Genomic DNA, 11,943 nt, shown 5'->3' on the forward strand with positions numbered 1-11,943 from the left:
AGAATGTTGAAAAGCTTATGAAGATAATTGCTAATATTATAGAGTAACTTACTTATATAAAAGCTAAATTATATAGATAAAATAAATCTAAAATATCAGAATTGATTGAAAAAAATAACAAATATGGATATAATATGTGTAACAATAAATATAAAATAATTATAATATTTGTTGTTAAATAATAGTTTAAAAAGAGAGAATTATATATGAGAAAATTTATTTTATCTTTTTGTGTAATTTTATCAATGTTTTCATTAGTCGCTTGTAATAAAGAAAATATATCTAGTGGTATTAATGTTAGTGTTGGTGAATCTACTAAATTTACTAAAGAGGAAATAAATAAAGCTGTAGATTGTGTTAAAGAGAATTTTAAATTTCCAGACTCTACTTTAACAGATTTATGGTATGATGAAAATAAATCAAATTCTTTTATTGATGGATATTTAGAAGCTGGAAATGGGTCTGTAAATGGAGTAGATGATAAAAATGTAATTGTTTTATTATCTAACTTTGATGTTGGTGACTCTGGTGAAAATACTGTTTTAAATCCAAATTCTAGTTATACAAATTATAAGTGGATATTAATAAGAGATGGAAAAGAAAAAGATTGGAAAGTTGATGATTCTGGATATTAGGAAAATATTTAGAATAGTTAAAAAGGGGGTCTTGTTAGACAACCTTTTTTTATTTTTATCAGAGATGCATATAATAGTAAATTTATTTATAATTAAAAGTAAGGTTAATATAAAATATTATTTATTAGGAAAGGAAGTTGTATATGAAAAAGGTAATTTGTATAGGGGAAGCTTTAATAGATTTTATATCAATAGATAAAGGAAAATCCTTAATTGAAACTTCTGGATTTATGAAAAAAGCAGGTGGAGCACCAGCTAATGTTGCAGCTGCAATTTCAAAATTAGGTGCTGAAGCTTATTTTTGTGGAACTGTTGGAGATGATGCTTTTGGATTATTTTTAGAAAATACTTTTAAAAATAATAATATAAATACTGAATATATGTTTAAGTTAAAAGATAAAAATACAACTTTTGCTTTTGTATCTTTAATGGAAAATGGAGAAAGAGATTTTGAGTTTTCAAGAAGTGCAGATGAATGTTTATCTTTTGATATGATAGAAGATAATTTAGAGATGTTTGATTTATTCCATTTTGGTAGTGCTACAGCATTTTTAGGTGGAGAATTAAAGGAAACATATTATAAAGCAAAAGAATATGCTTTAAAAAACAATAAATTAATTTCTTTTGATGCAAATTATAGAGATAGTCTTTTTGGAGATAAAAAAGAGTTATTTATAAATTGCTCTAAAGACTTTATAAAAGATAGTCATATAGTTAAATTAAGTGATGAAGAGGCTTTTTTAATAAGTGGGGAAGAAGATGTAGAAAAAGCAGCTAAATATATTATAGGATTAGGGTGTAAGTGTCTTATAATAACTTTAGGGAAAAAAGGAGCTTTATTAACTACAAAAGAAAAGCAAGTATTAGTTAAAACTAAAGAACTTAAAATGAAAGATGCTACAGGTGCAGGAGATGCTTTTATTGGAGCAGTTCTTGTACAAGTCTTAGACGATAAAGAAAAAGATATGGAAGAAGTAGTTAAGATGGCAAATTTAGTTGGAGGAATAACAACAACTAAAGTAGGAGCTTTAGAGTCAATTCCTAGTTGGGAAGAGGTTCATGAGTATATTAAAAAAGAATTATAATTTGATATGGTTAATAAATTAGATAAAACTAATTAATATAACCATATAGTAATAAGATTTAATAATAAAAGGTGAGAGTTATATTGAATAATAAAAATGGTATTTTAGGAGAGGATTTATGAATTTTGGAGGATGGTCTTCATGGCAAGTTTTCACCTTAGTTTTTTGTATTGGAACAGCACTTGTTATTGGTATAGTAAGCCGTAAAAATAAGAAATGAGATGAGTAAGTTTAGGATTGTAAGAATAAAAATTAGGGTGAACAATTGAATTAATTTATATATTTTATAATGCTCATATATTGAGATTAGTTTAAAATAGAAATGTTTTTAATGTAATTATAAAAAGATATAGGATTTATCCTATATCTTTTTATTTTTAATTATTAAATATAAGGAATTTACAAAAATAATAACATATATATGAATATTATTATTTTAAAGCTTAAATTACTTAATGTATGAGAAATATATTATAATTTAACAATTTATAAATTTCCCACCATTAACATGAATTGTTTCTCCTGTTATGTAAGATGCTCCTGTTGAAGCTAGGAAAACATATGCTTCTGCAAGTTCTACTGGTTGACCTGCTCTTTTAAGTGGAGTATTTTGACCAAAGGTAGTTACATCTGTTCCACTAAAGGAAGCTGTAATAAGTGGAGTCCAAATAGGTCCTGGAGCAACTGCATTTACTCTAATTCCGCGTCCAGCTAAAGATTTAGCAAGAGATCTTGTAAATGTTACTAAGGCACCTTTTGTGCAAGAGTAGTCTATTAATTTTTCATCTCCATGATAAGCAACTATAGAAGTTGTATTTATTATTGAAGAACCACATTCCATATGTTTAAGAGCTCTTTTAGTTAAGTAAAATGCACTAAACATATTGTTTTTGAATGTATTTTCAAATTGCTCGTCTGTAATATCTTCTAAATTAGTATTAACAAATTGCATTGCAGCATTGTTAATAAGAATATCTATTTTAGAGAATTTTTCTATTGTCTTTTGGATAACTGTATCACAAAAAGTTGGGTCACTTACATTACCAGATAAAAGTAAACATTCTCCATTGTTTTTTTCTATAAGTTCTTTAGTTTTATTAGCATCATCATGTTCATTAAGATAAACAATAACAACCTTTGCTCCTTCTCTAGAATAAGCTAAAGATACAGCTCTACCAATTCCACTGTCACCACCTGTTATTATTGCAACCTTATCTTTTAATCTTTTTCCATCATTAATATATTCAGGTAATTCATAGACAGGTTGTGGATTCATTTCACTTTCAAACCCAGGTTGTTTATTTTGATGTTGGTCTGGAAATCCAGTTGGAAAGTTATGTGTATTAGTCATAAAATAATCCTCCTATAACTTTTATTTATTTGTAAATATGAATTTTAATCTTAAAAATAATTCTAGATATAGTATTTGCTAAGGAGAAGAGGATTATTTTTGTAAATTATGGATTAATAGAGGGCGTAGCTTTTTATACATTTATTTTTTATAAAATTTACGAATTTATTTGTTAGTTTTAATTTGTTTTTTCTTAAATTCATAAAGTGAAACTGCTGAAAGTGCAATACTAATTCCAATGCCTAAACCATAAATAAAATCAGGTAGTTGAATAAATTTCCTAAGTAATATTGTTGTGAAAAGTATAATTAAACTTAAATTTATATAGCTTATATTTATTTTTTTCATTTTAATCTCCCAAAGGTAAATAGTAATATAAATAAATATGAAATTTAATTTTGTTATATTCTAAATTTAATTATTTCTAATTTAGAAATATTGTTTCAAAATATAAAAATTTATTTTTAAAATATATTGAAAATCATTATCATCTAATTTATAATAAGCTAAGTGGGAAATATTACAACGAAATAGGGGGAAGAAATTATGATGATAAATAAAAGGTTAATAAATATCTGTAATGAGTCTAAAAAATATATAGCTCTTACTGTTTTAACTAATTGGATTGCTACTTTATGCAATATAATAACTGTAATTTTTATAGGGCAGTTTATAAATAAATTATTTTTATATAAAAATCTAAATTTAAAAAATGAAAATGTTATAGATTTTTTATCTAAGTTTGAGGTGTTTAAAAATATTTCTTTACTCACTTCTATAATCATAGTAGCAGGTCTTTTAGTTCTAAGATATATTTCTAATATTCTATATACTAAATTCTCTTGTATGGCTTCTTCAAAGGCTAGAGTTACTTTAAGAGAGTTAATTTATAAAAAGCTTTTAGAGCTTGGAACTTCTTATACTTCTGTAGAAAGCACTTCTTCAGTAGTACAAGTATCAGTTGAAGGTGTGGAGCAATTAGAAATTTATTTTGGAAGATATTTACCTCAATTTTTCTATTCACTTTTAGTTCCAATAACTTTATTTTTCTTTATGAGCTTTATATCTATTAAAGCTTCAATAGTATTTATACTTTCAGTTCCACTTATTCCAATTTCAATTATAGCAATTATGAAAATTGCAAAGAGAATTTTAAAAGATTATTGGAAGTCTTATTCTGATTTAGGTGGAACATTCTTAGAAAATCTTCAAGGATTAACTACTTTAAAGGTTTTTAATATTGATGAAGAAAGACATGAAAAAATGAATAAGGAAGCTGAAAACTTTAGAAAAATAACTATGAAAGTTTTAAGTATGCAGTTAAATTCTATAACTATTATGGACTTAGTTGCTTTTTGTGGAGCAGCCTTAGGAATAATCGTAGCTCTTTTTCAATTTAGAAATGGAGAAATACAAATTGGAAGTTTAATTATAATAGCAATTCTTTCTTCAGAATTCTTTATTCCATTAAGACTACTTGGTTCATACTTCCACATTGCTATGAATGGAATGGCAGCAAGTGATAGAATGTTTAAAATTTTAGATGCTAACACAGAAGATATTTCTGAATTAAAAGAAAATGAAGTTTACTCTGAAGTAAAAGAAAATAGAATTAAATTTAGAGGAAAGAGCAGTAATAATTCTAAAAAAGAAGATAAAACATTTAAAGATATAAATATCAAATTAAAAGATGTTAGTTTTAGTTATGATGGAAAAAGAAATGTATTGAATAATATAAACATGGATATTTCTAAAGGTGGAGTAGTTGCGATAGTTGGAGAAAGTGGTTCTGGAAAAAGTACAATAGCTTCTCTTATATTAAATGAACATAAAGTTTCTAGTGGAGAAATTCTTATAAATGATACAAATATAGAAACGGTAAATAGAGATTCTATTTATAAAAATTTAGCTTTAGTTTCTACTAATAGTCATATTTTTAATGGAACAATTTTAGATAATTTATTAATTGGTAAAAAAGATGCAACAGATAAAGAAATTGAAAATGCGTTAAAGCTTGGAAGATTATATGATTTTGTATCTGGATTAAAAGATGGTTTATTAACGGATGTTGGACAAGCTGGTAGTTCACTTTCAGGAGGACAAAAGCAAAGATTAGCTTTAGCTAGAGCTATTTTAGCAGATAGACAAATGATTATATTTGATGAGGCTACTTCTAATATAGATGTTGAAAGTGAAGAAAGCATTTGGGAGGCTATTTATGAGCTTTCAAAATCTAAAACAATTTTAGTTATTTCTCATAGACTTTTAAATGTAAAAGATGCAGAAAAAATTTATGTTTTAAATAAAGGAAAGTTAGAAGAAAGCGGAAAACATCAGGATTTAATAAATAAAAAGGGAATTTATTATAACATGGTAAACAGTCAAAATGAATTAGAGAAAATAAGGGAGGTTTGTTAATTATGGAAAGAAGGTCAGGCTTCCAAATAATGAAAAGGTTAATTGTTGAACTAAAACCATTAGCTCCAATTATGGGAATAACTATAACTCTTGGTGTAATTGGATTTTTAGCTTCAATTTCTATAGTTTCTTTTGCTGGAGTAGCAATAGGAGTATTAATTGGAGAGATAACTTCTATAACTTTTAAAGGTGCAATACTAGTTATGATATTAAGTGCAGTTTTAAGAGGATTTTTAAGATATGGTGAGCAATTATCAGGACATTATATTGCTTTTAAAATTTTATATATTTTAAGAGATAAAGTGTTTAGTAAACTAAGAGAATTAGCACCAGCAAAGCTTGAAGGAGCTGAAAAAGGAAATCTAATTTCTTTAATCACTTCAGACATAGAGCTTTTAGAAGTTTTTTATGCTCATACTATAGCACCTATTTCAATTGCAATAATTACAAATTCTATAATTACAATAGTTTTATATTTAATAAATCCTTTATTTGGTTTATTAGGCTTAGTATTTTTCGTTATAGTAGGATTTATAATTCCTTATTTATCTTCTTCATTAGGGAAAGAAGCAGGAATGGAATATAGAAATATGTTTTCAGAATGCAATAACTATATTTTAGATTCTTTAAGAGGATTAAAAGAGGTGCTTCTTTTTAATAATGGTGAAGAAAGATTAAATGAAATAAACTCAAAATCAGAAAGAATTAATAAACATCTAGATGGTATAAAAAAGCATGAAGGAATAATAAAAGCCACAACAGACCTTGTAATTATGCTTGCTATTTTAACTTTTGTTTTAGTAGGCTTTTATGAAGTTTCAGTTGGAAACTTATCTTTTACTGGAATGATTTTAGGAATACTTATTATTTCATCTTCATTTGGACCTGTAGTTGCTTTAAGCAATTTATCAAACACTCTTCTTCAAACATTTGCATGTGCAGAAAGATTATTCGCTTTATTAGATGAAGAGCCAAAGGTTTTAGAAGTTAATTCTGGAGAAGAAATAAATAAAGAAGTTGTGGAATATGAAAATGTTTCTTTCGCATATCCTGGTAGAAAGGAAAAAATATTTGAAGATACATCTATTACAATTAATAAAGGTGAAAAAATAGCTTTAATAGGTGAAAGTGGAATTGGTAAAAGTACATTTATAAAGCTTATTATGAGATTTTGGGATGTAGATAAAGGAAAAATTACTATAGACAATAAAAATATTAAAAATATAAAGACTGATTCTATTAGAAAAAGTCAAACATTAGTTTCACAAGAGACTTATTTATTTAATGAATCTATTTTAGAAAATATAAAGGTTGGTAATCTTAATGCTTCAAAAGAAGAAGTTATAAAGGCAGCTAAAAAAGCTTCAATTCATAACTTTATAGAAACATTACCTAATGGATATGAAACAAAAGTAGGAGAGCTTGGAGGAAGATTATCATCAGGAGAAAAGCAAAGAATAGGTCTTGCAAGAGCATTTTTAAGAGATGGAGAAATTTTAATTTTAGATGAGCCAACAAGTAATTTAGATACATTAAATGAAGGTGAAATTTTAAAATCAATTAAAGAAAACTGTAAGGATAAAACAATTATTCTTATATCACATAGAAAATCAACAACTACTGTTTGTGATAAAGTTTTAAGATTAGAAAACAAAAAATTAGTTTAAAACTTAATAGCATTACTTTAAAGATAAATTTTTTTAAATAATTAATGATAATGATTATTGATATATATAAAAGGAGGCAATGTATGGGAAGAATAGAAATAGAAAAAAAGACTATTAAATTAATGATAGAAATATATTGTATGAAAAATCACAATAGAGAAAAAGGTGATTTATGCGAAGAGTGTAGTGAATTATTAGATTATGCTCACAAAAGACTTAGTTTATGTAAATTTGGAGATAATAAATCAACTTGCTCTAGATGTCCTATACATTGCTACAAAAAAGATATGAAAGTAAAAATAAAAAAAGTAATGAAATTTTCAGGAATGAGATTATTAATTTATAATCCAGTAGAATTAATAAGACATGCCTTGAATAAATAGGAGTAGAGATATATGAATAAGATTAAGAATTGTATATATGTAGGAATTGGGCTTATATCATTTGTTTTAGGAGCAATAGGAGTAATACTTCCTGTGCTTCCTACAACACCATTTTTATTGTTATCAGCATATTGTTTTGCTAAAGGCTCAAAAAGATTTAATAATTGGTTTTTAAATACAAAAATTTATAAAAAGCATTTAGAAAGCTTTGTTAATGAAAAAGCTATGACATTAAAGCAAAAAATAGTTATATTAGCTTTTGCAGATTTTATGATAGCTTTTCCATTAATACTTGTAAATAGCCTTCATTTAAGGATATTTTTAATATTCCTTATAATTGTAAAATTCTATTACTTCATATTTAAAATAAAAACAATAAGAAAAGATGAAGTTAAAGGAATAGTTGAATAGCTACCTCTATAAATTATAAATTTTATATTAAAAAAGACTAAGAACTATATGTTCTTAGTCTTTTAATTTTAAAGTGAAGAAATTAGGCATAAGAAAGGTTCTGATGCATCTATTTCTTTTATGTTTTTAAAGTTACTCTTAGTTAAGTGATTTAATATGTCTTCTTTTTTTACAAAGTGGTGATGAGCTCCTTCTTTCCAATCACAAATTAAAAGTTTTCCATTTGGTTTTAAAATTCTCTTTACTTCTTTTAGTAAAAGCATAGGATTATCTAGTTCATGATAAACTGCAATAATAAATACAAGGTCAGCAAAGTTTTCTTCTACTGGAATTTCATTTTCAGTCATTAATTTAACTGAAAATCTAGAATCAAGTTTTGGTACTCTGTTTTCAGTAGTCCAGTTTATCATTTCCTTGGAAATATCAAATCCAAAACAAGTTGCATCTGGTATTTTTCTTAAAATAGCTTCAGCAAAGAATCCAGTGCCTGTACCAATATCAACTAAAGTACTGTTAGAAGGTAGGTTTAATTCTTTTATTAAAAGGTCTAAATTTAAAGATTCTAATCTTTTTGGATTATTTAATTTTTCTAGCTTTTTAACATCAAATTTATGATTATTCATAGTAAGTCTCCTTTTCATAGTTTAATTTAAACTTATACTAGTTTAAGCACGTTTAAAAGTCAATGGAATAAAGGTTAATAAAGTATGTATTAGGATTAGATTATATCAAAAAGATATAAAAACAGTTATAATTGTTATAAATTTCTTAAACTTATATTTGTTTTTATTATATTAATTTTTTGGAAGTATTTGTTTTGTATAATAATTAAAACACTTAGAAAGGAAGGTAGGGATATGAAGAAAATTATAATAGGAATTATAGCTGTATTAATATTATGTATAGGTGGTCTTTATATAAGATATTTATATATATTAAATACTAACTATAAGATTGTAGCTAGCAATAAAGTTGATAATATTAATTTAAATACAAGTACTAATGGAAATAACATATCTAATATAAATAATGCAAATACGAGTAATTTAAATAAAGGAAACAGTGAGACTTCAAATAATGTAAATAATAATTATACAGATAAGCAAACAGAAAGTACAGGTGGAGTTATTGAATTAGTTAATGAGAATCAAAATGAAAAAAATTTAAGGACTGTCATTGTAAAAAATACTACTGGAAGAAAAATTTCAGATAATGAATTAAGTAATTATATGAGATATTGGATGTCAGTAGGACAATTAAATTGTTTAGGAGTTTATTCTTATGAGAATACTCTTTGGGGAAAAGCATGGATAAATGAAGTTTCATCTTCAGATCTTATAACAGCTTTTATTCAAGCTAATGGTGAAGAAGCTCTAAAAAAAGATATAACAGCAAATGAATTTAATAATGCAGTAATGAGATTGGATAATATTGTTGAAAGTCAGCCAATTCCTTTTACAAAATCTCAAATTAAAGAAGTATTAGCTAATTTAATGGAACAAGAATATGGAAAAGATAAAATAGCAAAAATAGTTTATTCAAATCCATGGTATAAAGTTTATACTGAGCCATATAATAAAAAAAGTACACCTATATATGTAGATATGTACACTGGTTATGCAACTGGTGCATAAAATATAAACTGATTAATAGTTAGAAAAATAAATTAGATATATTTATAGAATTAAAAATATAGGATAAAATTTAAAGAGGATTTAGTCTAATATAAGATTAAATCCTCTTTAATATAATTATATAATTTATGTTAACTATATTAAATTAAAAATAAATTATTTAAGTATAATAATTTAGATTTATATATTAACATCCATAAAATTTCAGATATTTTTCAATGTTTGATTTTATATATTCTATATTATGATGACCTTTAAAAATATTATTTTTACAATCTATTCCTCTTTGTTTTAAAATTTTATATAAAACTAAACAACCTTCATAAAATTTTCCTTCATCTTTGTTTCCAGCATCAAGGAAAACTTTAATATCAGAAAGAATATCATTGTTTTTTGCAATATATAATGGGTCATATTCGTTCCAGGAAGCTAGGTTTTCAAAATATAATTTATCATCATCTTCAAGATTAAGTTCTAATGCAGGCATATGACCACCTACTTTGGAAAACATATTTTGATGTCTGAAAATGTTGTGAAGAGCTATATAACCACCAGCAGATGCACCACCTATATATCTTCCTTTTCTATCTTTTATAGTATTAAATTTTTTATCTATTAAAGGAATTATTTCTTTAATAAAATAATCTTCATACATTCCTAAATTTATAATTCTATTATCTTCAGGATTGCACACTTCTTTACAGGTTAAAGAGGAATTTAATCCACGGCTGTTTTCAAAGCTTGGACATACAATTATCATAGGATTTATTTCTTTATTTTTAATCATTAAATCAGCTTTTACATTTATATCAGCTTCAAATAATATGTTTCCATCACCACTTCTTCCGTGTAAAAAATATAATACAGGTAGAGGAGTTAAACTATTATAGCATTCAGGTAAATATACTAACATTGACATTTCTTTTTGAAGTGAATTGCTATAAAAATTAACTTTTTCTACTTTGGATTTATTCATTTGTATCACCTCATAAGTAATTATAACACTAGAGTAGGAAAGATAAGAAAAATAAATATTAAGTCAAACCTACTCTTTTTTTTTATATAAGCTATAATTAAATATATATTCTATTCAGATTGGAGATAGCTTATGAAAAACATAGAAGTTGTAGCAGCAATTATTAAGAAAGATGATAAAATTTTTATTACTCGTAGAGGGTATGGAGAGTTTATAGATATGTGGGAATTCCCAGGTGGGAAAATTGAAAAAGGTGAACTTAGAGAAGAGGCTCTTATACGTGAAATAGATGAAGAATTAGAGCTTAAAATAGAAGTAAAAGATTTAGTAACAACTATAGAATATGACTATCCTAATTTCCATCTTACTATGCATTGTTTTTTATGTGAAGTTATAGGAGGAGAACTAAAATTAAATGCTCATAATGATGCAAAATGGGTATTATATGATGACTTAGATAATCAAAAGTGGGTTCCTGCTGATGTGTTAGTTGTTGATGAATTAAGAAAATATTTTTAACTAATAATTTAATAGGTAATTGAAATTTAAAGTTTTAAATTAAAAATAAAAAAGCTTGTTAATCAGATGGAGCTAATATAGAAGAATAAATTAAACTTCTATTTTATAATCAAGATTAACAAGCTTTAATTTTTAAGTAGTTATATAATCATAAATATCATCTCTTACTGGTGTTTCTAGTTGGTAAGTTATTTCTACAGCTTTTGTATTTGAAGATTTCATTTTAATATCCTTAGGTTTGCCAATTGTATTTATTTTTCCTAGAAAATAAAATTCCTTTGAATCTTTATCATCTTTGTTTTTTCTAACAAAAAGATACATATTTATACCGAGGTCTTTTGCATTGTAGGCAGTTACAATATCTTCTGAAGAACTTGTTCTTCCTGATTTTGATATTGCTATTATATTTGAAGGAGAGATAAATCTGTCCTCATAATTAATTGTATCTGCTATACCTTCAGACTTATGATAATTTATAAAGACTGGATAAGTATTAGTTTTTTTATCAAATTTATATCCACCTATATTTAAAGCAACTTCACTTTTTTCCCATTCTAACAATCTACAAACATCTTCATAAGTATATTTTTCGTATAATGAAAAGTTAGTATTTTTATAACGGTTTTTATAAATTTTTTTATATCTATTAAGACCAAAGTCTATAAGTTCTTTAACTAAATTTTTAAAATTTGAATCTTTTAAATGATTTTCAAAATTAGTAGAACATTTATAATCATTATTAAGACTTTCTATAAAAATACATTTATTATAGGTATCTTTATTACTTCCAGTAGGAAATTTATTAGTTAGAATATTAACTAAATTAGTTTTAGTTATATCATTAAAATCTATATTATATTCTAT

General features: G+C 25.0%; 13 protein-coding genes. 8 read left to right on the forward strand and 5 right to left on the reverse strand.

Going from position 1 to position 11,943, the window contains the following annotated elements; translation table 11 throughout:
- The first annotated feature begins 206 nt into the window (after window positions 1–206).
- Together CLTHE_RS16970 and CLTHE_RS12170 are read left to right on the forward strand one after the other, a co-directional pair.
- Entirely contained in the window at window positions 207–635 is a 429-nt protein-coding gene (locus CLTHE_RS16970) for a DUF4829 domain-containing protein (RefSeq protein ID WP_207651206.1), read from the forward strand.
- Between the two features lie 143 nt (window positions 636–778).
- Window positions 779–1,720, forward strand: coding sequence for a carbohydrate kinase family protein (locus CLTHE_RS12170; protein ID WP_080023722.1), 942 nt, complete (start codon window positions 779–781; stop codon window positions 1,718–1,720).
- Window positions 1,721–2,198: 478 nt separating this feature from the next.
- Here CLTHE_RS12170 and CLTHE_RS12175 read toward each other — a convergent pair whose 3' ends face one another.
- Window positions 2,199–3,071, reverse strand: coding sequence for an SDR family oxidoreductase (locus tag CLTHE_RS12175; RefSeq protein ID WP_080023723.1), 873 nt, complete (start codon window positions 3,069–3,071; stop codon window positions 2,199–2,201).
- A gap of 165 nt (window positions 3,072–3,236) precedes the next feature.
- On the reverse strand, window positions 3,237–3,419 hold the full coding sequence (locus CLTHE_RS12180; protein WP_080023724.1) for a hypothetical protein: 183 nt from the start codon (window positions 3,417–3,419) through the stop codon (window positions 3,237–3,239).
- Window positions 3,420–3,617: 198 nt separating this feature from the next.
- Between CLTHE_RS12180 and CLTHE_RS12185 the strand changes: the two genes are divergently transcribed.
- From CLTHE_RS12185 to CLTHE_RS12200, 4 genes are all read left to right on the forward strand, one after another.
- Window positions 3,618–5,489, forward strand: a complete 1,872-nt coding sequence (locus tag CLTHE_RS12185; protein WP_080023725.1) for an ABC transporter ATP-binding protein/permease — start codon at window positions 3,618–3,620, stop codon at window positions 5,487–5,489.
- A 2-nt stretch (window positions 5,490–5,491) separates the two neighbouring features.
- A complete protein-coding gene (locus CLTHE_RS12190; RefSeq protein ID WP_080023726.1) occupies window positions 5,492–7,156 on the forward strand; it encodes an amino acid ABC transporter ATP-binding/permease protein in 1,665 nt (554 codons plus the stop codon).
- Window positions 7,157–7,239: 83 nt separating this feature from the next.
- Entirely contained in the window at window positions 7,240–7,539 is a 300-nt protein-coding gene (locus tag CLTHE_RS12195) for a nitrous oxide-stimulated promoter family protein (RefSeq protein ID WP_080023727.1), read from the forward strand.
- A 12-nt stretch (window positions 7,540–7,551) separates the two neighbouring features.
- Window positions 7,552–7,950, forward strand: a complete 399-nt coding sequence (locus CLTHE_RS12200; protein ID WP_080023728.1) for a YbaN family protein — start codon at window positions 7,552–7,554, stop codon at window positions 7,948–7,950.
- A 68-nt stretch (window positions 7,951–8,018) separates the two neighbouring features.
- On the opposite strand, the gene CLTHE_RS12205 is transcribed toward CLTHE_RS12200, so the two are convergent.
- Entirely contained in the window at window positions 8,019–8,573 is a 555-nt protein-coding gene (locus CLTHE_RS12205) for a class I SAM-dependent methyltransferase (protein WP_080023729.1), read from the reverse strand.
- 234 nt (window positions 8,574–8,807) lie between these two features.
- Here CLTHE_RS12205 and CLTHE_RS12210 point away from each other — a divergent pair, with 234 nt between their 5' ends.
- Window positions 8,808–9,584, forward strand: coding sequence for a hypothetical protein (locus CLTHE_RS12210; protein ID WP_080023730.1), 777 nt, complete (start codon window positions 8,808–8,810; stop codon window positions 9,582–9,584).
- A gap of 187 nt (window positions 9,585–9,771) precedes the next feature.
- On the opposite strand, the gene CLTHE_RS12215 is transcribed toward CLTHE_RS12210, so the two are convergent.
- Entirely contained in the window at window positions 9,772–10,560 is a 789-nt protein-coding gene (locus CLTHE_RS12215) for an alpha/beta hydrolase (protein ID WP_080023731.1), read from the reverse strand.
- Window positions 10,561–10,692: 132 nt separating this feature from the next.
- On the opposite strand from CLTHE_RS12215, the gene mutT reads away from it, so the two are divergent.
- Window positions 10,693–11,079: an 8-oxo-dGTP diphosphatase MutT gene (mutT, locus tag CLTHE_RS12220; protein WP_080023732.1), complete on the forward strand. Its 387-nt coding sequence runs from the start codon at window positions 10,693–10,695 to the stop codon at window positions 11,077–11,079.
- A 132-nt stretch (window positions 11,080–11,211) separates the two neighbouring features.
- Here mutT and CLTHE_RS12225 read toward each other — a convergent pair.
- Window positions 11,212–11,943, reverse strand: a 732-nt coding sequence (locus tag CLTHE_RS12225; RefSeq protein ID WP_143324077.1) for a DUF3427 domain-containing protein, incomplete at its 5' end; no start/stop codon positions are given.

Source organism: Clostridium thermobutyricum DSM 4928 (genome assembly GCF_002050515.1).
GTDB lineage: Bacteria > Bacillota > Clostridia > Clostridiales > Clostridiaceae > Clostridium > Clostridium thermobutyricum.

Excerpts from the sequence above, each read along its gene's own strand:
- CLTHE_RS16970 (WP_207651206.1), top strand. The coding sequence starts at position 207 with ATGAGAAAATTTATTTTATCTTTTTGTGTAATTTTATCAATGTTTTCA.
- CLTHE_RS12170 (WP_080023722.1), top strand. The coding sequence starts at position 779 with ATGAAAAAGGTAATTTGTATAGGGGAAGCTTTAATAGATTTTATATCA.
- CLTHE_RS12175 (WP_080023723.1), bottom strand. The coding sequence starts at position 3,071 with ATGACTAATACACATAACTTTCCAACTGGATTTCCAGACCAACATCAA.
- CLTHE_RS12180 (WP_080023724.1), bottom strand. The coding sequence starts at position 3,419 with ATGAAAAAAATAAATATAAGCTATATAAATTTAAGTTTAATTATACTT.
- CLTHE_RS12185 (WP_080023725.1), top strand. The coding sequence starts at position 3,618 with ATGATGATAAATAAAAGGTTAATAAATATCTGTAATGAGTCTAAAAAA.
- CLTHE_RS12190 (WP_080023726.1), top strand. The coding sequence starts at position 5,492 with ATGGAAAGAAGGTCAGGCTTCCAAATAATGAAAAGGTTAATTGTTGAA.
- CLTHE_RS12195 (WP_080023727.1), top strand. The coding sequence starts at position 7,240 with ATGGGAAGAATAGAAATAGAAAAAAAGACTATTAAATTAATGATAGAA.
- CLTHE_RS12200 (WP_080023728.1), top strand. The coding sequence starts at position 7,552 with ATGAATAAGATTAAGAATTGTATATATGTAGGAATTGGGCTTATATCA.
- CLTHE_RS12205 (WP_080023729.1), bottom strand. The coding sequence starts at position 8,573 with ATGAATAATCATAAATTTGATGTTAAAAAGCTAGAAAAATTAAATAAT.
- CLTHE_RS12210 (WP_080023730.1), top strand. The coding sequence starts at position 8,808 with ATGAAGAAAATTATAATAGGAATTATAGCTGTATTAATATTATGTATA.
- CLTHE_RS12215 (WP_080023731.1), bottom strand. The coding sequence starts at position 10,560 with ATGAATAAATCCAAAGTAGAAAAAGTTAATTTTTATAGCAATTCACTT.
- mutT (WP_080023732.1), top strand. The coding sequence starts at position 10,693 with ATGAAAAACATAGAAGTTGTAGCAGCAATTATTAAGAAAGATGATAAA.